Annotated in this window: 22 protein-coding genes; 8 read left to right on the plus strand and 14 right to left on the minus strand. The window is 65.2% G+C overall.

Annotation, left to right across the window (positions count from 1 at the left end):
* Positions 1-191: 191 nt before the first annotated feature.
* Both TQ38_RS23855 and TQ38_RS23860 read left to right on the plus strand, forming a co-directional pair.
* Positions 192-1,088: a pirin family protein gene (locus tag TQ38_RS23855; protein ID WP_043970117.1), complete on the plus strand. Its 897-nt coding sequence runs from the start codon at positions 192-194 to the stop codon at positions 1,086-1,088.
* A gap of 11 nt (positions 1,089-1,099) precedes the next feature.
* Positions 1,100-1,483, plus strand: coding sequence for an OsmC family protein (locus TQ38_RS23860; protein WP_043970118.1), 384 nt, complete (start codon positions 1,100-1,102; stop codon positions 1,481-1,483).
* Positions 1,484-1,490: 7 nt separating this feature from the next.
* On the opposite strand, the gene TQ38_RS23865 is transcribed toward TQ38_RS23860, so the two are convergent.
* A complete protein-coding gene (locus TQ38_RS23865) occupies positions 1,491-2,798 on the minus strand; it encodes a M20/M25/M40 family metallo-hydrolase (RefSeq protein ID WP_043970121.1) in 1,308 nt (435 codons plus the stop codon).
* A 48-nt stretch (positions 2,799-2,846) separates the two neighbouring features.
* The gene (locus tag TQ38_RS23870; protein WP_043970123.1) at positions 2,847-3,872 is read right to left on the minus strand and encodes an endonuclease/exonuclease/phosphatase family protein; all 1,026 of its coding nucleotides are present in this window, start codon (positions 3,870-3,872) and stop codon (positions 2,847-2,849) included.
* Positions 3,873-4,018: 146 nt separating this feature from the next.
* On the opposite strand from TQ38_RS23870, the gene TQ38_RS23875 reads away from it, so the two are divergent.
* The 5 genes from TQ38_RS23875 to TQ38_RS30695 all read left to right on the plus strand — a co-directional run bounded on the left by TQ38_RS23875 (position 4,019) and on the right by TQ38_RS30695 (position 7,179).
* Positions 4,019-4,729 carry a hypothetical protein gene (locus TQ38_RS23875; RefSeq protein WP_043970124.1) on the plus strand — a complete coding sequence of 237 codons (711 nt, stop codon included), beginning with the start codon at positions 4,019-4,021 and terminating at the stop codon, positions 4,727-4,729.
* Positions 4,730-4,814: 85 nt separating this feature from the next.
* Positions 4,815-5,084, plus strand: a complete 270-nt coding sequence (locus tag TQ38_RS23880) for a sigma factor (protein ID WP_240198074.1) — start codon at positions 4,815-4,817, stop codon at positions 5,082-5,084.
* On the plus strand, positions 5,054-5,524 hold the full coding sequence (locus TQ38_RS23885) for a response regulator transcription factor (protein ID WP_240198075.1): 471 nt from the start codon (positions 5,054-5,056) through the stop codon (positions 5,522-5,524). Before TQ38_RS23880 ends, TQ38_RS23885 begins: the two co-directional genes overlap by 31 nt.
* Positions 5,514-6,929, plus strand: coding sequence for a HAMP domain-containing sensor histidine kinase (locus tag TQ38_RS23890; protein WP_043970126.1), 1,416 nt, complete (start codon positions 5,514-5,516; stop codon positions 6,927-6,929). The genes TQ38_RS23885 and TQ38_RS23890 overlap by 11 nt, the downstream gene beginning before the upstream one ends.
* Before the next feature lie 112 nt (positions 6,930-7,041).
* Complete coding sequence (locus TQ38_RS30695) at positions 7,042-7,179, plus strand: hypothetical protein (RefSeq protein ID WP_205316139.1); 138 nt, start codon at positions 7,042-7,044, stop codon at positions 7,177-7,179.
* Between the two features lie 40 nt (positions 7,180-7,219).
* Here the strand turns inward: TQ38_RS30695 and TQ38_RS23895 are convergent, their stop codons facing one another.
* From TQ38_RS23895 to TQ38_RS23950, 12 genes are all read right to left on the minus strand, one after another.
* On the minus strand, positions 7,220-9,838 hold the full coding sequence (locus tag TQ38_RS23895; RefSeq protein ID WP_043970128.1) for an AAA family ATPase: 2,619 nt from the start codon (positions 9,836-9,838) through the stop codon (positions 7,220-7,222).
* Positions 9,835-10,962, minus strand: coding sequence for a DNA repair exonuclease (locus TQ38_RS23900; protein WP_043970129.1), 1,128 nt, complete (start codon positions 10,960-10,962; stop codon positions 9,835-9,837). Before TQ38_RS23900 ends, TQ38_RS23895 begins: the two co-directional genes overlap by 4 nt.
* Before the next feature lie 104 nt (positions 10,963-11,066).
* Positions 11,067-11,777: a dienelactone hydrolase family protein gene (locus TQ38_RS23905; RefSeq protein WP_043970131.1), complete on the minus strand. Its 711-nt coding sequence runs from the start codon at positions 11,775-11,777 to the stop codon at positions 11,067-11,069.
* 47 nt (positions 11,778-11,824) lie between these two features.
* Positions 11,825-12,835, minus strand: a complete 1,011-nt coding sequence (locus TQ38_RS23910) for a sugar kinase (RefSeq protein ID WP_043970133.1) — start codon at positions 12,833-12,835, stop codon at positions 11,825-11,827.
* A 25-nt stretch (positions 12,836-12,860) separates the two neighbouring features.
* A complete protein-coding gene (locus TQ38_RS23915) occupies positions 12,861-13,601 on the minus strand; it encodes a FadR/GntR family transcriptional regulator (RefSeq protein ID WP_043970135.1) in 741 nt (246 codons plus the stop codon).
* Positions 13,602-13,684: 83 nt separating this feature from the next.
* Positions 13,685-16,558: a TonB-dependent receptor gene (locus tag TQ38_RS23920; protein WP_205316140.1), complete on the minus strand. Its 2,874-nt coding sequence runs from the start codon at positions 16,556-16,558 to the stop codon at positions 13,685-13,687.
* 324 nt (positions 16,559-16,882) lie between these two features.
* The gene (locus tag TQ38_RS23925; RefSeq protein ID WP_240198076.1) at positions 16,883-17,782 is read right to left on the minus strand and encodes a rhamnogalacturonan acetylesterase; all 900 of its coding nucleotides are present in this window, start codon (positions 17,780-17,782) and stop codon (positions 16,883-16,885) included.
* Between the two features lie 8 nt (positions 17,783-17,790).
* Positions 17,791-18,543: an SDR family NAD(P)-dependent oxidoreductase gene (locus TQ38_RS23930; protein WP_043970138.1), complete on the minus strand. Its 753-nt coding sequence runs from the start codon at positions 18,541-18,543 to the stop codon at positions 17,791-17,793.
* 4 nt (positions 18,544-18,547) lie between these two features.
* A complete protein-coding gene (locus tag TQ38_RS23935) occupies positions 18,548-19,819 on the minus strand; it encodes an MFS transporter (protein WP_043970708.1) in 1,272 nt (423 codons plus the stop codon).
* A gap of 5 nt (positions 19,820-19,824) precedes the next feature.
* Positions 19,825-22,032: an alginate lyase family protein gene (locus TQ38_RS23940; protein ID WP_052505502.1), complete on the minus strand. Its 2,208-nt coding sequence runs from the start codon at positions 22,030-22,032 to the stop codon at positions 19,825-19,827.
* On the minus strand, positions 22,029-24,257 hold the full coding sequence (locus TQ38_RS23945) for a polysaccharide lyase 6 family protein (RefSeq protein ID WP_240198077.1): 2,229 nt from the start codon (positions 24,255-24,257) through the stop codon (positions 22,029-22,031). Before TQ38_RS23945 ends, TQ38_RS23940 begins: the two co-directional genes overlap by 4 nt.
* A 478-nt stretch (positions 24,258-24,735) precedes the next feature.
* Complete coding sequence (locus TQ38_RS23950) at positions 24,736-25,773, minus strand: patatin-like phospholipase family protein (RefSeq protein ID WP_043970140.1); 1,038 nt, start codon at positions 25,771-25,773, stop codon at positions 24,736-24,738.
* A 197-nt stretch (positions 25,774-25,970) separates the two neighbouring features.
* Here TQ38_RS23950 and TQ38_RS23955 point away from each other — a divergent pair, with 197 nt between their 5' ends.
* Positions 25,971-26,765, plus strand: a complete 795-nt coding sequence (locus tag TQ38_RS23955; protein ID WP_052505503.1) for a transporter — start codon at positions 25,971-25,973, stop codon at positions 26,763-26,765.
* The last annotated feature ends 23 nt before the right edge of the window (positions 26,766-26,788 follow it).

Below are 26,788 nucleotides of genomic sequence, written 5' to 3' on the forward strand. Positions count from 1 at the left end.
TGAAATTTCCATACCGCGTTGGGGGTGCTGACGTTCACGGGCAGGGCGGCGGGTAGGCAGCGGCACCAGCTTATCGAGAAAGTTGAACAGTTGCATCGATCTTATCGGTCTGCACCGGAACATTCGCCGGGGGTAAGACGGTTTCAAGAGGACGATCCCTCATCCAGACGTACTGCGAAAGGCTTGCTCCCATGACCGTTCACTCATCAGAAATCGAAGGCGTAGATCTCGTCATTCTTCCCCCGGTCCGCGACCTGGGCGACGGTTTCCAGGTCCGCCGCGCGCTGCCCAGCGCGCAGCGCCGGATGGTCGGGCCGTTCATCTTCTTCGACCAGATGGGCGAGGCGGTGTTCCGTAGCGGCGAGGGCCTCGACGTGCGTCCCCATCCGCATATCGGCCTTTCGACCCTGACTTACCTGATCGAAGGCGAGATCCTGCACCGCGATTCGCTCGGCTCGCTTCAGGCGATACGTCCCGGCGAAGTGAACTGGATGACGGCGGGCAGCGGCATCGTCCATTCCGAGCGGACCTCCGCCGAAAACCGGGCGAAGGGCGGCAAGCTGTTCGGCCTGCAGACATGGATTGCCCTCCCCCGCGAGGCCGAGGAGATCGACCCCGCCTTCACGCACCACAAGGCGCAGGAAATGCCTGTCACCGAAGATGCGGGAACGAGCCTGACCCTGCTTGCGGGTAGCAGCGAGGGCATGGTTTCGCCGCTCAAGACCCATTCCGACATGGTCTATGCCGACATCGTGATGCAGCACGGCGCGCGCTACCGGGTGAAGGCGGAACATATCGAACGCGCGGTCTACGTCGTCTCCGGCTCGGTCGAGGTGGAGGGCCAGACCGGCGCCTTCGCGGCCGGGCAGCTCGTGGTGTTCAAGCCCGATGCGGAAGTGGTGCTGCGCGCCGATGGGGCCACGCGCCTGATGCTGCTGGGCGGCGAGCCGCTTCCTGAAAAGCGCCATATCTTCTGGAACTTCGTATCCTCCTCGGCCGATCGCATCGAACAGGCCAAGGAAGACTGGAAGGCCCAGCGTTTCGCCGCCGTGCCTGAAGAGCGCGAATTCATCCCCCTCCCGGCCTGAGGAGCAAGCCTGTGGCACATGGAACCGCGCATATCGGCGAAACGCCCTGGCGCACCGAGATCGTCGTCGGCGGGCACGCCATCACTGCCGACGAACCGGCAGCGCTTGGCGGGCAAGGGGCGGGCCCCGCACCTTACGACCTGTTGCTTGCCAGCCTTGGCGCGTGCACCGCGATCACGCTGAAGATGTACGCCGCGCGCAAGGGCTGGCCGTTGCAATCTCTGGGCGTCGACTTGCAGCTATCGCGCGGCAAGGACGGGATGAGCATCGTGCGCAAGCTGGCGATCGCCGGTCTGGACGATGAGCAGAAGGCCCGGCTTGCCGATATTGCCGAACGCACGCCGGTGACTCTGACGCTGAAAGCGGGTCTGCCCATCGAGACGCATCTGGCGTAAACTGTGCTCAGCGCTTGGCCTTTTCCCCGGCAAGCCGCGACATCAGCAGTGCGGCTCGCTTGGTCTGGCGCGGAAAGCTGGAGAGATCGACGCGCTCCTCCGGCGTGTGATCGCCGCTGCTGGCAGGGCCCAGGCCTGCCAGTCCGTCGACATACTGCGCCACGAAGCTGATGTCTCCGGCGCCGCGCTTCAGGGGATCGAGAGCGGGCATCTTCACCAGGCCGAGATCGGCGTTGATCTTGTTGAGCCTGTCCAGCAGGGCTTCGTTGCCGGGGGTAGGCGCCATTGGTGGATAGCCGTCCTTGAACACGATCCGGGCGTCGGTTTGCGGCAGATGCCGGGCGACGATCGCTGTCATCTTTGCTCTCACCCGGTCGACCTGCTCCGGCGTCAGTGCGCGAAAGTCGCCTTTGGCGATGGCGATGGGCGGGATGATGTTGGTCTTGCCGCTTGCCTTTATCTCCGCCTCGTCGGGGCTGAGCGCGGCCGTGGCCCCGCCGCCGATGATGCCGATGTTGAAGGTGAGGTTCGGCTCGGGCAGTTCCTCGCGGAAGCTATTGATGATCCGCGCCAGTTCATAGATGGCGCCGTACCCTGTGTCGGCCGAGAAGATGCCGCTGGAATGCGCCGTCCGGCCGCTGGCGGTGATGGTATAGTCGCCCGCCGAACGCCGCGCGACCGAGCCATTGTCCAGCCCGTCCGCGATCACCAGCCCCTCGAAATCGAGCGCCACGTCGGCCCGCTTACCTGCTGCGATGAGGTCTGCCCGCGCGATGGCGGTCGGCTCGCCCGCAGCTTCCTCATCACCGGTCAGTACGACCTCGATGTTGGCCCCGCGCAGGGTTCCGGCCGCCTGCATCGCCCGCAGTGCTGCCAGCATCACGACGATCCCGCCCTTGTCGTCCGCCGCGCCGGGGCCGTGCAGCTTGTCGCCCTCGCGCTTCGCCGTCTGGAAGGGTGAACCGGGTTCGAACACCGTGTCGAGGTGGCCGATGAGCAGCATGCGGGTGGTCCCCGGCTTGCCCTTGTGCATCGCGATTAGGTGGCCGGCCCGGTTGACCGCGTCCATCGGCACCCATTTTACCGTAAAGCCGAGGCTTTCGAATGCCGGCGCCACCATGTCGCGGACCTTGCGCACGCCCTCTACATTGCGGGTGCCGCTGTTCTGCGCGACCAGTTTTTCGAGCAGCGCCAGATCGCGGGCCTGCCCTTCGTCGGACGCGGTGACGATGGTCTGTTCCGGCGCGGAAAGGGCGGCAAACGCCGGCACCGGAAACAGGAGGAGTGTCAGGGCGGCGAGAGGAGCGCGGTTCATCTCCCCACGATAGCCGGGCTGCAAGGCGGCGCAAGGGCCGCGCTGGCTTCAGAACGCGTAGTGGGCGACGTAACCGAGGTGGTCGGATAATGCGGCGCCGCCATTGGCGCTGCCGAAGGGGACTTCCAGCGACTGGAGCCGCAGTTTGCCGCCGGTGCCCGCGCGAAAGTACTGCTTGTCCTTGGCGCGGGCCAGGATTGCGGCACGGTCGGCCGCGATGGGTTCGTTTATGCTGCCAAGGTCGGTGATGCGGGTAGCTTCGCTGGCGTCGGCGACGATGCCGCCCAGTGCTGCCTGCGTGGCGATGCGCGTCCGGTCGTGGCCGATATTGAAATCACCGCCGAAGACGAGGTCGGCGCTTCTCGGCACCTGGGTGCGGATGAACCCGCGGGCCGCCGCTACCTGCATCGCATAGGCGGCGTCGGCGCGAGTGATGGCGACGCCGGACGCCTTGCGAGCGTTCAGGTGCGTGTCGGCAATTGCCACGGGATGGTCCTTGCCGGGCACTTTGATCCAGGCCAGCAGCACGCCCTTGGCGGCAAGACAATCAAACCCGGCGCACATGTCGGCGGGGAAGGCCATCCTGCGGGTCTGGACGATGGGGTAGTCGGACAGGATCACCAGCCCGCTGTCCACCCATTTGCCCAGCCCTTCGCCCTTGAGCCAGGAGGCTTGCGCGGTGAACGCTTCGTCAAGGGCCGGCGCATCCTTTGCCGCATCGGCCGTCTGCGGGCCTATCACCGCATAGGGATAGCCGGCCGCAGCAGCGATGGCTTTTGCCTGCGGGATGAAGGCTTCCTGCAGCAGCACGACTTTCGGCTGGCGTCCCGCGCGGCGCAGGGCGCCCAGACGCTCGCCGATTTCAGCCAGTCTGGCTGAGCGTCCATAAGCGAGGGGGAAGGGCAGGCCCTCGACGTTGTAGGTCATGACCGAAAGGCCGTTTGCCGCAGCGACATGGGGGACGGGGGCGAGAGCCGGGGCAGGGGGCAGGACGGCTGCCGGCGAAGGCAGCGACGGGTTGAGCGTGGCGACCATGGCCGCCGTTGCAAAGGCCAGCATCTGCAAGCGCTTCATGCGCGATACTCCTGAGGGTTCAGGCGGTAGACGCCGCGCATTGCGGTAACCCGCATGGCTAAATTCGATGAGTGGTTATCAGTCCGCGATGGAGTCCCAGTGCCGTCCCCGATTGTCCGGGCTGCAACGGAAGGGAAACGGCGCGGATGCGCGGAACCAGAACCCTAAGCCTTTTTTGTGCACTGGCGGCCGCTGCGCCCACTCCGGCCGAGGCGCGGACCGAATGCCTGCGCGGTGCAGGCAGTGCCTCGCTCTTGCCCGGGGATGTGGAATGGACCAGCCACGACCGCTCGGCGGTAGACCGGGCAAAGGCCGTCACGCTTGTCTCGGGAGGCATCGATGCGGGTTGGAGCCTCGATTTCCTCGCCCTGCGTTCGCCGCGCATCGAAGGCGCCGATTGCTGTGCGGCCACTGGTCATTTCAGCGGTAATCAGGCGGGCGTTCAGGCTTGGCATGCGCTGGGAGACGATGATGTGATGCGGATTGGCGCCCATGTCGGCAAGGCGAGCCGGCGCGGCTTCTCGGCCAGCGTGTTTCCTGCCAAGTCCAATGCCGGCTACGCCGATGCCGGACTGACCTGGGAGCATGGCGACAGGTGGGCCGTTTCGGCCGGCTGGTATCGGCAGGGCGGATGGGGCGGACGGCGCATGGACCTCGACGTGATGCGCATGGGTAACGGCGAGCCGGCAGCGGCCAGCGGTATGCGCGTGGCCATCAGGCTGGCAGGCGGGGGCGGAGGCGAGACTGCGCGCTCGCCGCTGACGCTGGAGGCGCGCGAGGGCAGCAGGGCGGTTGGCGCGGGCGCAGGTATGCGTCATGCCAGCGACATCGGCCTCACCCTGACTTCGATATTTTGAGGTGGCCATGACACCTTCGGCACGATCTCGTAAGGAACTGTCCCATCTGGGAAAGGAGTCGGCCATTGCGGATGGAGGACGGGCGATGACGTCGCAAGGGTGCGAAGTACCCGCCGATGCCGGCCTGCGCCAGTTGTGCCTTGCGCTTCGGCCAGAACTGCGGCGCTTCCTGCTGGCGCGCCGGGTGGGGGAAGCAGACGCTGACGACCTGCTTCAGGACCTATTCCTGCGGGTGGAGACGAGCGTGACCGGCCCTGTGCGTTTTCCCAGGGCCTATCTCTACCAGATGCTCAACACCATGGCGCACTCAAGGCGCTGCGTGCCATGGAAGTGCGTACCCCGGCCCTGTTCCTGACCGCCATGAACGGCGTGGAGGACCGCGTCGAGGGGCTGGAGGCCGGGGCGGACGACTATCTCGCCAAGCCCTTCGCGGCGAGCGAGCTGCTGGCGCGGATCAATGCCCTCGCGCGGCGGCCGCCTATCGCCGGGACGAAGACCGTGCTGCGCGCCGGCGACCTGGAACTCGACCGTATTAGGCGTACGGTTGCGCGCGGGGGTGTCCGTATCGACATTCAGGCACCGGAACTGAAACTGCTCGAGTATCTCATGCTCCACGCAGGCGAAGTGGTCACCCGCGCCATGCTGCTGGAGAATGTCTGGTCGTTCCATTTCGACCCGAAGACCAATGTGATAGAAAGCCACATGAGCCGCCTTCGCGCCAAAGTCGATCGCGGTTTCGGGCGTGAGTTGATCCAGACGGAACGCGGCGCGGGATATCGTATCGATGGCGACTGAGCAGCGCGCCTCGGGGCCGATGCGCAGCGCAGCTTTTCGCTTTGCGCTGCTGCTGGCGGCGGTCTTCGCTATCGGCGCGGCCGCCTTGCTGGTGATCGTCCAGCACCAGATCGGACGCTATGCTGCGGAGGCGACAAACGGCGGCCTCAAGGCGGAATCCGCCGTGCTGGCGGGCGAATATGCCCAGCTTGGACGGCAGGGCCTGATTGATGCAATGGTGCGCCATGCCGGCGTCAGCCGCGATGCCCAATACCGCTATCTTCTGCTCGGCGGCGACGGCGCGCACCTGTTCGGCGATCTGCCCCGAACGGTCGCCCGAAACGGCTGGAGCAGCGTGGACGTTACCGAACCCGCTCGCGAGCCGGGAGGCCCGACCCGCGAAACCTTCACGACCTTGGGCAAGCCGCTACCCGGCGGGCTGACCCTCGTCGTGGGTACGGACAATTATGACGTCCAGCGGATGCGTGCGCGGCTTAGCCGGTTCACCCTGCTCAGCGGCCTTGGCATTGCGCTATTCGCGCTGCTGGGCGGATACCTGACCGGGCGGCTGTTCCTGCGCCGCCTGGACCAGGTCAACCGCGCGGTCGACCGTATCGTCGAGGGGGACCGGGCCGAGCGCCTGCCGACGATCGGGTTCGGCCCGGAGTTCGACGAACTTTCGCATAACCTCAACCGCATGCTGGACCGCAATGCGGCGGCGATGGAGGCATTGCGGCAGGTTTCGACCGACATCGCCCATGACCTGCGCACCCCGCTCAGCCGCCTGCACCAGCGCCTCGAACAGATGCAGGACAGTCCTGTGGTAGAGCCGGCGATGATCGACGATGCGCTGGCGCAGACGGCGGGCATCCTCAGCACTTTTCAGGCACTGCTGAGGATCGGCTCGCTGGAGGGCGGAATAGGACGAAAACGCTTCACCCGCGTCGATCTTAGCGAACTGATGGACCGCATCCATCAGGCCTATGCGCCCGTTGCCGAGGATGCCGGGCAAAGCTACCTTGCGGACCATGCACAGGGCGTTGTGGTGGAAGGCGACGGCGAACTGCTCGCGCAGCTTTTCACCAATCTCGTCGAGAATGCGATTGTCCACACGCCTGCCGGATCGACCATCACCTCCCGGCTGTTCATCGCTGGCGGCGTGCCCGTCGCCGAACTGTGCGACACTGGTCCCGGCATCCCGCCGGGCGAGCGGGCCAACGTCTTTCGGCGCTTCTATCGGCTGGACGCAAGCCGCAATACCGAAGGTTCGGGCCTTGGCCTGGCTCTGGTCGCCGCGATTGCGGCCCTGCACGGGGCTGAGTGCAGCATACTGGATCGCGAGGCAGGGCTGGCCGTTCGGATCGCCTTTCCAGCCAATGAGCAGGTTCCGCAGACAAAGGGGCATTCGCAAGCCGCAACGAATTGATGCCAGAACGATCAGGGTTCGGTGCTAGAGGCTTGCTATCGCGAGACTTCGACCTCGAGCTTCTTGCGGCTGAGGGATATCACGTGCCCCCGCTTGATGCAGGAACACTATCATGGCGAAATCTCAAAAACGCAGCACACGCGAAGTTCGCAAACCCAAGGCATCCAAGGCCAAGCCATCGGCGCCCGTTGGCGTTGCCGCAAGCTCCCCTGTCATGGCCGTCACCCGCAAGCCCGTCGACAAGCTCTGAGCGCGCTGGCGGAATGCGGCTGAGAGGCCGGTCCGCCGCCTCAAAGCCGGATGCGGTTGCCCGGAACATGGCGGAAGGCGCGTTCGCGGCAGGTTAGCAAGATCACCTGCATGCGCTGCGAGGCTTCGACGATCAGCTCGATCATGGCGTCCAGGCGCGTGTCGTCGGCATAGACCAGCGGATCGTCGAGGATCAGCGAAACCGGGCGGCCTTCCTCCAGCAACATGTCGGCGAAGGCAAGGCGGGTGAGGATGGCGAGCTGCTCCTGCGTGCCGCGTGAAAGCTGTTCGCAGGCTTCGTCCGTGCCGCCGCGCCGGATTGCCGCCAGGCCCAGGTCCTCGCCGAAAGCGGGTTCGCCGCCGGGCAGGATGCGCCCGACATAGCGCGCGGCACGTGCCGCCACGGGGCCGGTGATCGTGCGCGCCGTTTCGGTCTGCGCTTCGCCAAGAGTGTCACGCAGGAGGCGCAGGGTTTCGGCTTCTTCCTCGATGCGGACCAGAGCGGCGCGGGCGGCAAGGTCTTCCTCGCGCGCGGCGGCGGCGTGTTCGGCAAGGCCCTTGCCGCCTTCGCTTTCCACTTTGGCTTCAAGCGCGGCGATGCGGCTGGTCAATTCGCCTCGGCTGTCCTCCGCGGCCTTGCGGCGCGCGGCGAGCATGTCGATCCGGCGGCGCAGGGCGTCTTCGTCGAAGGCCTGCGCGTTGATGCGGGCCTTCTCCAGTTCCACCGATGCAGTCGCCCCCGCTTCGCGCGCAGCGGGAAGCGCGCTGTCGAGCGCGGCGAAATCGGGATGGGCCGCGAGACGAGCCAGTTCATCGGTAATGCCGGCAAGGTCGTTGAGGGCGGTTTGCTCATCGATGGCCAGCGGGGTTTCGGCTTTTTCCGCCGCGCGCAGGTCGTCGTCGGCCTGTTTCAGGAAGGCTTCGGCGCGGGCGTATGCGGTTTCGCACGTCTCGGCCATCTGTTCGAGGTCTGCAACGGGGCGGGTCTCGGCATTTTCGTCCGCGTCCGTCAGGGGATGCGCGGCAACGAAGACCTTGAGCGCATCGGCTCCCGCAAGCAGGCCCAGATCGCGGTCGACGGGGGCGGCAGCGGCTATGCGCGCGGCAAGCGTTTCGGCGCCGCGCTGTGCTTCGCGTGCGGCCTCGTTGCGGGCGTGGCCTTGGGCAAGGCTTTCGAGCTGCCACTGTGCCAGCAGCGCAGCCTGCCGCGCGGCCGCTTTGTCCAGCGCGGCCTGCGCCCCGGCCAGCGCCTGCGAGGGGCGCAGCACGAGTTCGCCGCCGCCCGGCAAGCCGATGCGCGTCTCGCGCGTCAGCGTCCATTCGCCGGGTGTCATCGGCGCACCGTCGCGGGTGAGAGCGGCGGCGGGGCCGACCAGCTCTACGCGGGTGCCGTCCGCCTCCAGCAGCGTGCGGTGACGGATCGCCTCGCGCTCGCCGGCTTCGAGGTCGGCGAGGACTTCGGTGGGCACGCGGTGCGCGGCGCTGCCCTCCAGCGCCTTTCGCTCGGCTTCCAGCGCGAGGATGCCGGCGTGACGTTCGTGCGCGGCGGCAACCGCCTCGCGGATCTGCCGGGCCGCGTTGAGGGTGCGCGCCTCGGCCAGAGCGGTGCGGGCATCGCTGCGTGCGGTGCGCGCTGCCATCAGCGCTTCGCTGGCCTGAGCCGCCTTGCCGCGTGCCTCGCCAAGCCGTTGCGACAGGGCCCCGCGCTCGGCCTGGGCCTTGTCGCGCCGCGTCTGTGCACCGGTTTGCCGGTTCAGCGCCTGATTGCCTCGGGCCGCGAGGTCTTCCAAGGCTGCGAGCCGCCCGGCCGTGCCGATCGCTTCGGCCTGCCGCGTGGCCAGCTGCTGGGCGGCGCTGCGGGCGGTATCGAGCCTGCCAAGCAGGGCAGCGCGTTCCTCGGCGTCGTGATCGTCTTCGAGTTCGCGGCGCAAGGTGGTGAGCTGGGCGCGTACTTTTGCAAGATCATCGAAGGCCGCTTCCAGTGCGGCCTCTTTCTGCTGTGCTTCGCCCAGCGCGGCAGCGGCGGCAGCGGCGCGCTGCTGCGCTGCCGTGTAGCGTCCGGTCGGACGCCCGGTGGCGGTGAGGTATTCGCGGAACTGGCCCTCGATCCGTCCGCGCACGCGTTCGAAGGCGGCGCTGCCCAGTATCGTCCCCGCCTCGCCCTGCAGCGTCGCGCCGATCAGGTCGCGCACGCGCTCGCCCGGCGGGGTTACCGAAAGGCCGTCCATCTGCGAGACCCAGAGCATGCCAAGCGCGCCGGCCATCCCGGTATCGAACCCACGCCCCTGTTCAAAGCCGAGCAGGCGCTGCAGCGCGTCTTCCGCTTCGGACCCCTGACTGCGCCCACGCGGACCGGACAATTCGGCCATAGCGCGGCTGATGAAGCGCTTCTTCAACGCATAAGCTGCGCCGCCGACCTCGAAATCAAGGGTGATTTCAGGGCCCACTTCGTCGCCGTGAGGCTGGAACGAGGTGATGAGCTGCGTCTTCGAATTGTGTTTGAGGAACAGTCCGGCGCGCACGGCCTCAAGCAGCGTGGACTTGCCGGTTTCGTTCGGCTCGATGACAACATTGAGGCCGTCCGTCAGCCCGGCGATCTCATGCGGAGCGCGGAACTTGCGGAAGTTTTCCAGCGCGATGCGGCGCAGCAGCAGGCTCATGCCGCATTCTCCCCGGTAAGCGTTTCTTCCCGCAGGGCTTCGACGAAAAGGCGCTCCAGCGCGCGGCGGGCGCGCTGCGCATCGGGGCCGCCTGCCTCGACCCGCTCGCGCAGCATGGCCCCGGCGCGGCCCAGCATGCCCTCGGTCGAGAGCGCAGCGAGATCCTCTTCCGACGGGCGGGCGACGACATCGCTGTCGCGCACGTCGAGATGGCGCAGTTGATGCATGAGATCGTCCTCGATCCGGCGCAGCATCGCCACGCGGTCGGTCAAGGGCACGATACCGGCCAGCGACAGCTGGAGCAGGGTGGCGGCAGGTTCACAGCCTGCCAGCAGATCGCCGCACAAAGCGGAAAAGCCTACCGCATCGGCCACCGTCCAGTCGCGTGTCAGCCACTGGAAGCGCCCGGTGCGCAAGGGCGTGACCACCGGCGCCGCGCCCGGCTGGGCATCGACGACGAGGCAGTGCCCGGGTTCGTCGCGGCCGAAACGGTCGGTCTCGGGCGTGCCGGAATACCATGTACGCGGGTCCACGGTGAGCGTGCCGTGCCAGTCGCCCAAGGCCAGATAATCGAGGTTGGAGCGGCGGGCGCGGTCCGGTGCGATCAGGTTCTTCGCCTCGCCCTGCGTGCCGAAATCGCGGATCGAGCCGTGGCCTACGCCAATGCGCAATCTGGCGCCGGGGGTTTCCATGCGCTGGAACGCCTCGGTCGGATCGTCGAGGGTATGGCGATGGATGAGGGGGGCGGGCAGCAGCCAGGCGCCGTCCTCGATCTCGTGAGGGCGGGCTTCGGCCAGCACGGTGACGTTGGCCGCGCCGCGCCGCCGCACGCGGTCCCACAGACCGCCATTACGAGCGAAATCGTGGTTGCCGGGGAGCAGCCACCAGCGGCAGCCATGGCGCGCCATGCGCGTCACTGCCTGGACGATGGTGCGATCGTCAGGTCCTTCGGTGTCGAACACGTCCCCTGCGACAAGGACGTGGCCCACGCCTTGCTCGGCAGCGGCCCGGCCAATCGCGTCGATGGCGTCGAAGCGCGCCTCGGTAAGCGCGGCGCGGGTGTCCGCATCGAAGCGGCCAAAGGGTTTGCCGAGCTGCCAGTCGGCGGTGTGGATGAAGCGCATGGGGAGGGCCTTAGCAGGGGATGAGGACAGGTGCAGGCCTTATCCACATCCCCGATGCGTCAGGAACGGTCGCAGGCAGATCCCATGCAGTGTGACAGGCGGCCTTAGAAGCTCTCTTCGAAGAAATTCACCATGGCCTGCCAACTGCGGCGGTTGGTGGCGGGCTGGAATCCGAAGGTCTTTTCCGGATTGAGCGATTTGCTCTCCGCCGTGAAGGCGTGGCCGGTGTCGCCATAAGCGATGAGCTGCCAGTCCGCGCCCGCTTCGGTCAGTTCGGCGGCGAGGGCCACGGTCGCTTCAGGCGGGCAGAGCGGATCGTTCCAGCCGTGGCAGACCAGCAGCTTGGCAGTCATAGGGGCATTGGCAAATTCGGGCGCATCGTAGACGCCGTGGTTTACCACACCCGCCAGATCGACACCGGCCCGCGCGAGGTCGAGGACGCATTTGCCCCCGGCGCAGAAACCCAGCGCTGCCACGCGGCCGGGCTTGACGCCGGGCAGCTTGAACAGTTCGGCGTGATGCGCCAGCAACTGGTCACGCATCAGCGCACGGTCGGCAGTCAGTTCCTGCAGCAGTTTGCTGGCCGATTCCATATCGGTGCCGCGCTTGCCCTGACCGTAGAAGTCGACGACGAGAACCTTGAAACCCAGCGCCGCTACCAGTTCCGCCTTGGCGAAATCCCATTCCTTGGTGCCCATGAAATTGGGGAGGAACAGCAGGCCGGGCTGCTCGCCCGCAGCGGGATCGTACACCGCCATCGCCTCGTAAGTTCCGCCGGGTGCCTCGTACACGCGCACATGCCGTTCGATGGTCATCGTCGACCTCCCTTTCGTGAGTGAAACCAAAGGCGCGTCGTACCATCTTATCGCCGCACGTCACCCCCGCTTGCCGAGAAAGCATCGAGTTCGCCGGGCCCGATCAGGCACATGTCGCCGGGTTGGGTGTGCTTGAGGACGGTGTAGGCGAGGCCCGCCTGCGCGGTGGCGACGATGTCCGCGCCTTCGAGCCACTTGTGCAGCACGCCTGCAGCAAAAGCGTCGCCAGTGCCGATGCGGTCGACGATGGCGGTGACGTCCACTTCGGCGGTCTGGTGCGCGGCGTCGCGTGCGTCGATGCGGGCGGCGATGCGGTGGTGGCCCGAGTTCACGATGTGGCGCGCGGTGGAGGCGATCAGTTGCAGCTTGGGAAAGGCCTCGAAAGCAGCCAGTGCGGCTTCGCGGCGGCGCTCGGACCCATCGCCGGAAAACGGCTTGCCCAGCAGTAGCGAGATGTCGCGGTGGTTGCCGATCATGACGGTTGCCGATTGCATGAGGTCGGTCAGGATACTGCGCGGATCGCTGTCCCACGCGTCCCACAATAGCGCGCGGTAATTGCCGTCGAAGCAGATCGGCACGCCTGCAGCATTGGCTGCAGCAACGGCAGCCTGCGCCAGCGCAACACCGCCCTCGCCGAGCGCCGGGGTGATCCCCGACAGGTGCAGCAACCGGCTTCCCTTGAGAGCGGACGCGAAGTCGAAGTCGTTTGCGCAGGAGGATGCGAAAAGACTTCCCGCGCGATCATAAGTGATCGACGAGGGGCGCAGCCCCGCCCCGCTCTCAAGGAAATAGAGGCCCATGCGGCCCGGTGCACGGGCGACGTGGGCGGTATCGATTCCCGAGCCGGCCAGCGCCGCGCGGGCTTTGTCACCCAGCGGGCTGGAGGGCAGGCGCGTCACCATCCTCACGCTATGCCCGAGAGAGGCGAGACCTGCCGCGACGTTCGCCTCAGCGCCGCCTACGACCATGTCGAGACTATCGCATTGAACGGTAAGGCGGGCGGCGGGGGTGGCAAAGCGCAGCAATACTTCGCCGAAGCAGGTGACGTGGCCGGTAATGGGAAAACTCCTGTAGATTGCGAGGTCAACCGATCTTGGCGCTCATCAAAAAGCGTTCGCGGCTTTCCTGCGCCTTGCGCCTGAGTTCGGAAATGGCATGTTCCTCGGTAGCGTCAAGCATCGAGCCGAGCAGGCGCTGAAAGTGTTGACGCATGGCAAGCCGAGCGCCCTGGGGGTCGTGGCGGCGCAGTGCCTCAACCACCGCGGCGTGTTCATCCTGGCGCGTCATGCCGTCGTGATGGCAGACGCTTTCGTGGGTGTGGCGCACTTCCGGCAGTTCGGTGCGCAGCCGCCAAAGTGTGCGGATGACATGGGTGATCGCGCCGTTTCCCGAGGCTGAAGCGATGACCATGTGGAATTCGCGGTCGATCTCGGTGGATTTCTCGTCGTCTGTCTCCGTCGCCATCGCGGCGAGCAGTTCGTCCAGCCGCGCCAGTGTCTGATCCGAGATGACGGGCGCGGCCAACGCTGCGGCTTCGGATTCGAACAATGAGCGCGCCTCGGTCAGTTCCAGGGCGCTGACCTTGGGCAAGGTATCGTCGCTACGGTCGTTCCGGTCCGCGACGTAGACGCCCGAGCCAGTCTTGATCTTGATGACACCCACGGCCTGAAGCGCGATTTCAGCCTCGCGAATGGTCACGCGGCTGACGTTGAAGCGCTCCGCCAGTTCGCGTTCGCCGGGAAGGCGTGTTCCGGGAGGGAACACCCCTTCGTCGATGAGTGCGACGATCTGGTCGGCAATGCCCTGAAACAACCTGTCAGCCATGGTTCTTCTCTCTCGTTACACGTCCGCCTATAGCTTCCATGCCAAATCGAAGCAATTGCCTGACCAATTCGCCAGCCGCATGTTCACAGCTTGACGCGTACCCCTGCGAAGTAGCGCGATCCGTAGTAGTGATACTGGCGGATGCTGCCCTGCACCGGCATGTCGGTAATCTTCGGTTCGTCGAAGATGTTCACCGCCTGAAGCTGCACCTGCACGCGCTTGTTAATGTCGAACGAAGCGCGCAGGTCCACAGTGTCGTTGCCGCGCACATAGCGCAGCTGGGAGTTGCCGCCCACGAAGTCTTGATAGTAACTCGAACGGTAGTTGTAGATCGCCTGAAGGTTCAGCCCGCCCAGCGAATAGTAAAGCTGAGCCGAGACGACATGCTTGGAATAGCCCGAAAGGTTCGCAGCGGGGATCATCCCCGGCGTGGTCACGCCCGTTTCCGGGTCGAGCACCGCGCCAAGGCGGATGTCCTCGTTCTTGAAGATGGAATTGGCGTAATTGTAGCTGACCTTGCCGCCCAGTCCGTCGAACGGGGCGGGTAGCCACGAGAAGCGGTTCGCAAGCGTCACTTCCAGCCCGTAGACGCGGCTCTTGCGGGTGCTGTTCTGGGTCTGGACGACCGGTATGGAATAGTCCTGACCGCCGATCGAAAAGTTCTCGTCCAGCACGACCGGAATGAAGCCGCCGGAGAATTGCTTGTAGTAAACCGTCGCCGAGAACAGCGAGTCTTTGTTGAGGTAGTATTCCAGCGCGGCGTCGGCATTCCACGACATCAGCGGTTTCAAACGCGGCGATCCGTTTGCGGTGATGAGGCTGATGGCATCGGCCACGGAACTGAAGTTGGTGCCGTCCTCCAACTGGATCGTGCGGCCCGCGCCGAGCGCGCTGGGGGCAGGGCGCGACATCGCGCGGTAGCCGGCGACCCGCAGCAGCACGTCCGGTCTCAGTTCGAAGATGGCGTTGAGGCTGGGCAGGAACCGCGTGCTCTTGCTCTTGATCGTCACGGTATCGAACACGCCGCTGTCGACCAGGCGGATGGAACCGTCGCCATTGGTCACGACCTCAAGGTCGCTGCGCAGGCCCTTCGATGTCACGCGGGTCTGCACCGCGCGCACGCCGAAGTTGCCGCGGATCGGCATGCTGCCCAGATCGCCCTCGTAATTGGCCATGAGGTAGGCGGCGAAGGTCTTTTCCGTCACGTCGCGGTTGGCGACAGAGCGGACGTCGGCGTTGCGGCCGGGGTCTTCGGTGCCGAGATAGCCCTGGAACTGGCAGACCGGATCGAACGTCGCCCAGCTGGAAAGCTGGCCGCCAGGGGCATTGGAAAGGTAGTCGCGCTGCGGGAAGATGGTGCGGCAGCCAAGGTTTACGTCGCGGTCGACGTTGCGGTCGTCCTGCGTGATCTCGACGCGGTCGTCGTAGTCCGAATAAGTCAGTTTGGACCAGCGCACGCCTGCAGCGATACCGCGCAGGAAGCCGTCCATCTCATACGTCGCATCGAGGCGGCCGGCGATGATCTCGTTGCGGCGCTGCAGTTCATCGCGGCGCAGGCGGGCATCGTCGCTGAACAGGCTGTGGTCGTTCACGTCGAAACGCGGGTCGATGGTAAGGGTGGGGGCGTAGCTGCCCGGCGCCACGTCATAGATATAGCCGACGCGCTGGTTGTTGATCGCGGTGCGGTTGCCGTAGATATCCAGCGGATCGGTACGCAGGCGAACGGAGCGTTCGACGTCGGTACGCACGGTGCGCGAATAGGATGCGTCGGCCTTGACGGTCAGACGGTCGGTGGCCTGCCATTCCACATTCATGCCGCCGCCGAGATATTCCTCCTGCCGTTCGAGCAGGGTGCCTACCGCTTCCAGCGAGGTCTTGCCTTCGACATGGGTGAGGACGCCGTTCTCGTCGTACTCCATGTTGGTCAGGCCGTAGCGCAGTTCCGACAGGTTCAGGTCGCGGCGATCTTCGGAATAGTTGCGCTTGGAATACTGGACGTCGAGGTTGATATCCAGCGTCGGGCTGGGCTTCCACTGGATGGCACCGAAGACGGCGTCGCGCTTGTCGCTTTCGCTGATCTGGCGGAACGTCGCGGCATTGGGGACCAGCGCAAAGGGCGTGCCGGCGGCGGCCTGCCGGCGGCTGACTTCCGAGCAGTTGCCGGCCGGCACGGATACGGCGGGGTTGCACGCGACCCACGTGGAACTGGCGGCGTACGTTTCCTCCGGGTTGTTGGTCTTGTTGCGCTGGAAGCCGACGGCCACGCCGATCTCGCCAAGTGAACCCGCATCAAACTGGTCGACATAGCTGGCGGTGCCGCGCCAGCCCAGACCATCCGAACCGACGACGCGGTCCTGATAAGGGCTGAAGGAGCCTTTCATTTCCAGCTGCACGCGGCGCTTCTTGAATTCCAGTGGGCGGATGGTGGCCAGTTCGATCGTGCCTGCAACGCCGCCTTCGACAAGGTCGGCCTGCTGGGTCTTGTAGATCTTGATGCCGTTGACCAGTTCGGACGGGAACTGGTTGAAGTTGACAGCACGGTCGCCGCTGCCGTTCGAGGCGTCACGGCCATTGAAGGTGGTGTTGCTGAGGAACGAGCCGAGGCCGCGCAGCGAGATTTCCGAAGCGCCGCCCTTTTCGCGGTGCGAGGTCGCGCCGGTGATGGTCTGGATCGCCTCACCTACCGAAAGCGCGGGCAGGTCGCCCACTTCGCTGGACGAAAGCGAATCCACGATCGCGGTTTCGCGGCGCTTTTCGTTGATCGAGGTTTGCAGCGTTTCGCGGAAGCCGGTGACGATGATGTCGGGGGCGGTGGCGCCGCCGATGGTCTGTGCCTGCTGGTCTTCCTGAGGCGCGGCATCTTGCGCGAAGGCCGGACAGCCGGTGAAGGCGATCCCGGCTAGTAGCGAACAACGAATGGCGCGGCGCTGCGAGGCCCACTTCGTAGACAGCATCATGATTCCTCTTCCCTCTTGGGTATTTTTATTATTGCTGACCAGATTTCAGATTCGTGTCAACCTGTTGTGTGGTCCAATATGCAAATAATCGTCATGCAAAATTGGTATGAACAGATAAGGCGAGCGAACGGTCAGTTTTCCGGGCTGCCTAATTTCGGTGCTATTGATTTGGACAAAGGCCCGCGCGGTTCCCAGCCGACTGCTTGGCTGCGGAACCTGCGCTCAGTCTGGACCGAGAAATGGACCCTGAACCAAGTTCGGGGTGACGGAGCGGGGCGGATCGTGCCTTTCAGTGTTAAAGGCGTTTTTGCCGCCTCGGCGCCTTCACGGTGCTATCTGGCTGCGCAGGCCCGGCACCGCTGTTGCAAGCCCTTGCGCGACGAGTGCGGCGAACAGGTCGGCGCCCTTGTCTCCGACATGGGTGTAGTCGAATTTTCGCTGGAACTGCGCGCGTGGACCGTCGGTCGTAGTCGGTACGTCGGGGAGGCGCGCTTCTGCTGCCGGGCGCGGCTTGAGGGTGGTTCCGGTACGCGCCGCAGCGCGTTCGGCGTCGTTGGGCGGCGTCTGGGCCAGGGCCATGGACGCCTCTGGTCCCATGGCCTGAACCGCCGCTGCGCTCGCTGCATTGAGGTCTACCAGCGGGACTTTCATCGCAGTCGCTATTTCGCGGACTTTGGCGGACCACGGCTCCAGCGTATTGTTGAGCCTGCCCTTCACGAATTCGCGGCGGGTCAGCGGGGTGAGCAGCACAGGCACGGCGCCCGCTGCGCGCACTTCCTTCACCATGCGGCCAAGGTTGGCGGGGAACTCGGCCCCCATTTCAGTCCAGCGTTCGGCGATCGTGGACTGGTCGTTATGCGCGAACTGGATCAGGACGTAAGTGCGCCGATAGCCCGGCACTTTCGCTTCGGCGAGGGCGATGTCCCATGAGCCTTCCTGTCGGTAGCTGCGGGTCGATCGGCCGCCGCGCCCCAGGTTGAGGCAGGCGACCGAAGACTTCACATGATGCGCGCAGAACAGGGATGCCCAGCCGCTGGTCGGCGCCATCGTGGAATCGCCCACGAGGACGATCTTGTCCGCCGCCAGCTTTTCCGCGTCAGCTCTGACCGTGCGGTTTTTGCTGCTGTCGGGGTTGGCAGCGGCCTCCTGGGCCTGAGCGGTGGGGGCGAGCAGGGCCAGCATTGCCGCTGCCCCCGCGATCATCCATGCCTGTCGCGACATCATGGTATTCCTCAGGAAAAGGCCAGGCCGCCGTTGATGTCGAGGTTGACGCCGGTCAGGAACGCGGCCTCTTCCGAGAGCAGGAACGAAACGGTGGTTGCCACTTCATCCGGGTGGCCTTCGCGGCGCAGCGGGGTGTTGCCGGCGGTCGCGGCGCGGCCCTCGGGCTTGGAGAAGATGTCGTGGAAGCTGGTGCCGATCAGGCCGGGGCACACGGCGTTCACGCGGATGCCCTGCGGCCCCAGTTCCTTGGCCCAGCTGCGTGTCAGCGTCATCAGTGCGCCTTTCGAGGTGGCATAGATGCTGGCGCCCGGACCGCCGCCGTCACGCCCGGCGAGCGAGGCGATATTGACGATGGCGCTGCCCTTGGCGAGGTACGGCAGCGCGGCTTTGGTAACAAGGAACGCGGACTTGAGGTTCAGGTCCATAACGTGGTCGAAGAACGCCTCGTCCATCTCAGCCAGGGTCTTGCGGGCGACCATGCCGCCGGCAAGGTTCACCACGAAGTCGATCCGGTCGCCAAATGCGGCCGCGGTGGCGGCGATCAGGCCGGTCACGTCTGCGGCGATGCTGACATCGGCCTGATGGATGATCGCGGTGCCGCCTTCGGCTTCGATCTCGGCCAGGGTCTTTTCGGCTTCCTCGCGGTTGCTGCGGTAGTTGATGACGACCTTGGCGCCTTCGCGCGCAAGCTGGAGGGATACCGACTTGCCGATGTCGCGGCCGCCGCCGGTGACGATGGCGATCTTGTCCTTGAAACGCATGATGTTAGGCCTCGTTATTGAGATGGGAGGGGGAGGTGAGAGGGGCGATCCGGCCGCCAAGCAGCCAGACGCAAAGGAGCGATACCGGCACCAGCGCGGCGGCCAGTGCGAAGATCGGGGCGTAGCTTTCCTGCGTCATCGACGGCACCAGCCAGGTGGTGACGAGGGTGCCGGCCACCGCCGCCGTGCCGCCAAGGCCCGCCAGCGAGCCGACCGTGCCGCCGCCGAAATAGTCGGCCGGCAGGGTCTGGATGTTGTTGATGGCCATCTGGAAACCGAACAGGATCACCGCGATCAGCAGCACGGCATAAAGCGGCGTTGCGGCATGCATGGTCAGCAGCAGCGGGGGCAACATGATGACGCAGCCCAGCGTGATCGCGGTTTTGCGGGCGAAATTTACGGTGCGTCCACGGGCGATGAGCATGCCCGAAAGCCAGCCGCCGGTCAGGCTGCCCGCCATCGCGCCCACGAAAGGAACCCAGGCGAACATGCCGATCTGCTGGACGTCGAAGCCAAAGGTTTCGGCCAGATAGATCGGCAGCCACGAGACGAACAGCCACCACACCGGATCGAGGAAGAAGCGGCTGAGGATGATCGCCCAGCTTTCGCGGTGGCGCAGCATCTCGGTCCAGCCGGGGGCGTAGGCGGGTGCTTTGGGTGCGGCGCTATTGTCGGCGGTGCCCATGATATGATCGCGCTCGGCCTGGGTCAGCCACGGGTGGCCGTCCGGGTCGGCGCGGTAGAAGAACAGCCAGGGCAGCAGCCAGAGGAAGCCCAGCACGCCGATCAGCAGGAACGTGGTGCGCCATCCAAAGCCGGTGAACAGCAGCGCCACCAGCGGCGCCGAGACGATCGCGCCCAGCGAGGCTCCGGCATTGAAGATGCCCTGCGCCAGCGCGCGTTCCTTTTGCGGGAACCACAGCGCATTGGCCTTGGCCGCGCCCGGCCAGTTGCCCGCCTCGCTGACGCCCAGCGTCACGCGCAGCAGCGACAGCAGGCCCAGCGAGCGGACCACTGAATGCAACCCGATGGACAGCGACCAGAACAGGATCGACACGGCAAAACCCATGCGGGTGCCGATCACGTCGAAGATCTTGCCGAACACCGATTGCCCGAAGGCGTAAGCGATCATGAAGATCGTCACCAACAGGGCATAGTCGGACTTGTCCGCGCCGATCTCCTTGGAGACGGCGGGCCACATGACGGCCAGCGCGTTGCGGTCGATGTAGTTGATGACGGTGGCCAGCCCGATCAGGGTGATGACCAACCAGCGCATGTTCTTCACTTGGCCTTCTCCACATCGAAGCGGCCGAGCGGGCCTTTGAAGCTTTGCGCCTTCCCATCGATTTGCAGGGAATGGCTGCGGGCGGAGTCGGTATCGTCGGCCAGCCCCAGCACCACGCGGCGCCCGTCTCGCAGGGTCAGGGTGACCACGTCGACGTCGCCTTGACGCGCATGGGTGAAGCCGCGCACGGCGCTTTCGCTGCCGGTGGTGGTCTCGGCCGAGGCGTCGTAGCGGCCGTGCGGTTCCAGCAGGCTGACGAAGGCGGCATCGGTGGCTCCGTCCAGCCGCTGGATCACGAAAGGTTCCCGCCGCAGGTTGAAGCGGGGGTCGTTGGCGCCGCTTTCGCCCAGGATCATGGTGACGCCGGGGGTGGCGACGCGGTAGCTGTAAAAGCGGCCATCCTCGATCCAGGCCAGGACGCCGTTGTCCGCGCCGGGCTTGCCGGCGGCATCGACCCAAAGGTGCTGATAACCGTCCGTCTTGCCCAGTACGGGGCGCGTGGTCACGTTCGATTGCAGGGGGAATCCGGTGTTGATGATGTGCCCGGCGAAGTGCAGCGGCAGGTCGTAGCGGGCAGGCTTGCCGCCCTTCACCTTGAGCAGATCGACCACCAGCGGGCTTTTCAGGCCCCTGATATCAAGCTGCACCAGCGCGCGGCGGAAGGTGACGCCGGCATAGGCGCCGTCCATCTCCGCGATGGAGCCGCGGGTTGGGCCTTCGCCCGAGAAATAGAGCTGGCGCGGGGCGAGGGTGTCGGCCAGCTTGGCATCGCCGCCGAAGTGGCTGGCCTCGTTCACCACCAGCGTGTTGTGGGCGACAGTCTGCTTGGCCCAGCTCTCGTTTTCAGGGAGGTAGCGGCCGCCGTCCTTGGCCTCGATATTGAGGAAACGCGCGGCGCCATAGTCGGTCACGATGGCCTGACCGTTGTCGTAGAGCAGCCAGTTCAGCTTGTCGAAATGGCCGTGGCCCATGCCCTGCGCGGTATTCTTGGCGACCAGCACCTGATCCTTGTCGCCCGGCCCGGCGCGCAGGATGGCAAGGCCGCCCTTGTCGCCGTCCGGCCCGTCGCGCAGCTTCATCGAGGCGAAGGGAAATGGCCTGGCCTTGCCCGCCGCGACATCGCGCGCGACTTCGAGGCCCTGCGGCGTCAGCACCGTGCGTTTCTGCCACTGCGCGATGGAAAGCAGCGCGGGATCGTGGGTCACGCCGTAACCGATGGCGACGGCCTGATACAGTTCCTCGGTGCGCAGGCTCTTGTCCGGCATGGCGTCGTTGAGCGGGAAGAAATAGCCGTCGTAGGTCAGCTGGATAGTGGTGCGGATGGCCTTGGGCACGATGCCGTCGCGGTAGGCGAAGATGCGCCGCTGCGGCTCGTTAGCCTCAATGGCGGCTGCGAAAATGACGAAGGGCTGGAGGGCGTAGCGCTGGTAATACGGCCCTTCCGCATAGTAACCGTCGGGCGAGAACAGCAGATCCAGCTGGCGCAGGAACCCGGATTTGCCGCTCTTGTCCAGGCCCTTGAGCGCCTTCTCGACAAGGTCGGGATCGCGCAGGACGTAGCCGGTCATGCCCACCCCGGCATTGGCCCATGTCGCGTGGTTGTGGATGCGGTCGAAGACCTTGGGCGATCCGGTGGAGAGGAACTGCGCCATCTTGCGGAACACGTTGTCGTCGATCGTCTGGCGTTCCTGCGGGGTCAGCGCATCGCGCACCGCATCGTAGCCCTGAATGCCGTAGACCAGCCAGACGCTGTCGTTGAGGCTCTGCCAGAACAGGCGTCCGGCTGCCTGGTTTGACGCCGCCGGATGCGGGCCAAGCGTGGGGTACAGCTTGGCGTAGGCCAGCAGCATGTCGCGCGCGAAGTCGGCGTAGCGGCGCTCTCCCGTCATGCGGTAGAGCTGGCCGGCGCCGTAAAGCGCCGTGTAGTTGCGCTTGTGCTGTTCATGGCTCGCGCCGCCGCCGGCATCCTTGGGCACGGGCACGCTGATGCCGGCCTTCATCGCGGCATCGACGTTCTTGCTTACCCGGGCGAGTTCCTCGCCGAACAGCGGATAGGCTTGAGCCTTCGCGCCGATGCCGGAAAGGCTGCTCGCATCCATCAATACGGGATGAGCATCGTCCGGTGCGGCCTGCACGGTCATGGGAAGCGTAAGCGGCGACATGGCGATGGCTGCCACGCCGATGAGGAAAGAGCGGGCAATCATGAGGCGTCTCCGCTGCGGGTGTTGTCCGACACCTGAATTTTCGGGGTGCCTTGCGGGTAGAGTTTCTTGATGAGCGGCTCCGGAGTTTCGACCAGTCGGTTGCCCAGAACGCGGGTGTCCGGTGACCCCACGCTGTGCGCCAGAGTGATGGCGCCGCCCCGGCGGAAGGTATTGCCTTCGATCAGGGTGGACTGCACGCCGGACAGGGTCAGCAGCACGGGGCCACTTTGCGCGACAGTATTGCCGGTGATCGTCACTTCCGGGCCGAAGGTGCTTTCGTCGGTCCCGCCGCGCAGGATATCGGCCAGGGCGCCGATGCGCTCGAAGTGAGAATTGACGATGCGGATATGCTCAGCCGCATAGAGGCCCTTGCCGCCGGTTTCGGCGCTGGCGGCAAGGACCTTGCCGGAAAGGCCGGTCACGGTGATGCCTTTGAGGTCGATGTGGTCGGCGAAAGTGGCGGGGGCGGTGGCGATCAGGTCGAAGCCGGGCGCTGCGTCCATGCCTGCGAAGGCGGTGCCGTCCATTTCCACCGCGTAGTTGGCGATAGTGGATACCTGCGCGGCGCGCACGGCGGCGTTGCCGGGTTGGCGCGGCGCCTTGTCTCCCCGGATGGTCAGCCCTTCCAGGCGCAACCGTCCGCCGTCCGCCAGTGCGAAAAGGGTGGTCGATGAAAAGACGATCTGGGCGCCTGCCGGCCCGGTGATCGTCAGCGGTACGGCGATGTGCAAGGGGGCGTTGACGGTGTAATTCCCCGCCTTGAGCCGCAAAACGTCACCCGGGGCGGCCTGCGCGGCGGCAGTGGCAAGGCCGTCCGCCGCTACGGTAACAATGCGACCCGTGCCGAAAGCGGTCTGGTCGGCCGGTTTCGCATACCAGTCTGGTCCGACTTCCGTTAGGGCGACCGGCTTCAGATCGCGCGGAGCCCCCACTTGCGCCAGTTTCGGCTCGGAGGGGTAAAGCAGGCCGTTTGCCGCCCGCGTAAGAGCAACACCGCCCTTGCGAACACCCGCCGACAGAGCGGCAGGCACGGCAGCATTGGTCACATTGCCGGAGAATGCAATGCCGCGCGTGGCGGCGTCGATCTGGAAGAGCGTGTCCGCGTTGGCACCCGTCATCAGGTTGGCGCGAAGCTCGCTCTGCACCGGGGCCGCCGTGCGTTCGGCATCGGCGCCTGCGCCCAGCGTAATCCGGCCTGCGTTCAGGATTGAATTGTGCGCGATCACTGCCTGCGACACAGGGTGGTAGCGGTTGATCGCGGAGCCGGGCACGCCGTTCATCACCGCGAGCGCGCTGGTGAAATCGGTTCCGGCCAACCCCTCCATGTAGTTGTCACGCACGGTCTGGCGCATGTTGATCACCCGCACGCCGCCGGTGTGGGGCTTGCCGTGTCCCATGAAGAGATTGCGTTCGACCAGATTGCCGTTGCCATGGCGCAGCACGATCGACCCTTGCGAGCGCAGGATCAGGTTGCCGCGAATGATGTTACCGCCAGACTTGACCGAGACGATCTCGACCTCACCGTCGCAGCGGTCGAACACGTTGTTCTCAACCAGGCTGGCGGAATCAGAGAGAGACTCGTCGCTAGTGCCGATGCGGATCGTCTCGCCGCCGTTCGAGCCCAGTGGCGGGCGGGGACCGAAATAGTTGTGATCGATGCTGTGGCGGTTCGCCTCACCCTGGCCCTTTGGGCGGATGACGGCGAGCGTGACGCCGGCATTGCCCTTGCCCGCGAACCAGCTGTGATCGACGCGGTTGTCATGGCCGTAAAGCGAGACCCACCGGTCTTCCTTGCGGCGGTCCGTCTGGTTGAAATGGTCGATGACCACTTCCGTCAGCCGGGAATGCACGGCGACATTGCGCGAATCCCGCCGGAAGCTGATGACTTCCGCGCCCGGCGCGTGGCCGCCGCGAAAGACTAGTCCGGACACCACGAGATAGCTTCCCGCAAGCCTCAAACTGGAAGCGCCTGAGAGGACGACTTTGCCCTTGGTCTGAGCGGTGAGGGTGATGGGGAGTTTTTCGGTGCCGGTTCCTTCAAACAGGACCGGGAAGTCCTTCCATTCGCCATCGGCAAGACGGAGGATATCACCCGGACCGGCTTTCGCCATCGCCGCGCGATATTCCGCCTGATCGTGCACGAGAAATTCAGCGGCGAGCACCGGAAAGGGCGTGGCCGTGAGAAGCACGATGCTCCAGGCGAATCGAATCGAACGGCCTTTCACGCAAAAATCCCCTTCCGTCACTATTCCTGCCGGCTAGCTCCCGGTCTTGATGATTGGACTATACCGATCACTATTTTATGGCAACACCATATCTAGAAATTGGACTGTTTAATTGGTATTTGCATATTGCCTGTGCAGTCGCGGAGCTGCGATAGGCGCGCTGGGCATAGGGCTACCACTGCAGGAAAGCTGTAAGCAATCGCAGGGGGTGGATGATGAAGTTCAGTTGGTCGGGTGAGGTGTGCGGCGCCTGATCTCGCAACGTGCGGCGCTCATTGCCATGCCGTTTGATGGGGCAATGAGGGCAAAAGAAAAGCCGGCCACAAGGGCCGGCTTTGAAAGTTTTGGGAGAGGATGCCTGAAAGGCGAGTTCCTTTTGACTGATGCTGCGGTGCGGCACAAGTGCACGTTTTGCACTACAGAATTCGTTTTCTACAACACTAAAACGCAACCGCGTTTCCTGCCGGCTGGCCTTTCGCTATTTCGGCCCGTAAAGCTCGGCGAGGTGGGCCGTGCTCGATTTGCCGAGCAGTTTGCCTTCATTCGCCACCCAGTTCGCCGCTGCGTCGCGGCCCTTGGCGTGCAGGTGAATGAGCAGTTTCCACACCGGGATCATCTTCGAGCGTGGGTGCATGGCGGCAAGCGTCGGCTCGTCGTGGATCTCGTGGATGCGCAGCCGCTTGACCTTCGCCAGCAGGCCGTTGCCGAATTGAAGGCGCCTGCCGACCGCGCTCTGCAACAGCACCAGGCCGCGCAGGTCCTTAACGAGCGTCTGGCTGAAATTCAGCTCGGTGAGCCGGTTGGAGATGTCGCCCGATGTGCGCGGCGTCATGTCCCGCGATGCCGGGTTTATCGTCACCAGCAGCAGGTCGTCGCTGGGGCTTTCCTGAACCAGTGAGAGGATCGGCGGGTTGGCGCTGTAGCCGCCGTCCCAATAGGCGGCGCCGTCGATGGTGACAGGCGGGAACATCAAGGGCAGGCAGGCTGAGGCGAGGAGGACATCGACGGACATTTCCTCATTGCGGAAGATGCGCGCGCCGCCGGTCCGCACGTCTGTTGCCGATATGAACAGCCGCGGGGACTTGTCGGAACGAAGGGCATCGAAGTCGATATGCTGTTCGAGAAGGTCGCGTAGCAGTTTCTGCGCCGCGCTGCCCAGTTCCGGGGTGTTGGGCAGGGTGAAAGTGCCAAAGGCGTTGGACCACCAGCTTGCGACAGCCTCGAACGACAGCGGGAAAGCTTCGATCATGGGGATAAGAGGCCCGGCATCTCGGCTGGAACGGCTGAGCGCTTTCCAGAAGGCCCATAGCGCCCGGCTGGCGCCCTGCCGTCCGCCGGTGGCAAGGCCGCTTGCCATGACGGCAGCGTTGATGGCGCCCGCGCTGGCCCCGCTCAACGCCGTGATCCAGATACCCTCTTCTTCGAGCAGCCGTTCCACCACGCCCCATGTAAAGGCGCCGTGGGCACCGCCGCCCTGCAGGGCGAGGTCCAGCTTGTGAAGGCGCGGTGCAGGCATCGGCGGTCGCTCGCTTTTCTTGCTGCAACGCAGCATAGATGGTTACGGCGACCGAGACAATCTTGGTCGGCACCATTGTCGCAGCACCGACGCAGACGGGCGATAGCCAGGGCGCCCGGGAAACATGTGTTTTCGCCTGCAGCCGGGAACTTGCGCAGTGCCAGGGACATACTCCCTGACGTATTGGGAAGGTCGGTATGATGCGGATTGGCATAGTCGTTTTCGGAGCCCTTGCCTTGATGCCAACGGCGGCGAGCGCGCAGGAGCGTGAATTCTGCTCCGATCGCCCGGGGATAGGTACGCCGGCCTGCACGGTTTCGCCGGGGCAGGTCTACGTGGAAGCCGGTATCGGCGACTGGACGCTTGAGCGCAGCGCCGGGGAACGTGATGATACTTTCCTCACCGGCGACTTTCTTGTGCGTTACGGCGTGGCGGACCATGCCGAAGTCCAGATCGGCTGGACTGCGCTGGGATTTTCCCGCGAGCGTGCGGCGGGCACCATAGACCATCGCAGCGCCGCAGGCGATGTGACGCTGGCCATGCGCCGCAACCTGGCGAACCCCGACGGCTCCGGCTTTTCAGTGGCGGTGATGCCGTTCGTGACACTGCCCGTCGGACGAGAGCCGATCGGTGCGGGGGACTGGAGCGCCGGGGCTCTCGTGCCGCTTTCCTACGAACTGTCCGACAAGGTGAACTTGGCCGCCACTACCGAGATCGACGCCGCCGTGGATGAAGACGGCAGCGGCCGCCATCTCGCTTTCAGCGAAGTGGTCGGCGCATCGCTGCAACTGGCTAAGACTTTGACTGCGACGGCGGAGTATCAGGTCATGGCAGACCACGATCCGCAAGGTCACAAGGTGCAGCACCTTTCGGGCCTGTCATTGGGCTGGCAGCCGGAGAAGAAGCTGCAGTTCGATGTGGGCGCCAATGCCGGGCTGGACCATGACGCACCGGAGGTGGAAGTGTATTTTGGCGTGTCTCGCCGCTTCTGACGGTGCTGCGAGCGGCGAAAGGC

Origin of the sequence: Novosphingobium sp. P6W (assembly GCF_000876675.2) — a bacterium.
GTDB lineage: Bacteria > Pseudomonadota > Alphaproteobacteria > Sphingomonadales > Sphingomonadaceae > Novosphingobium.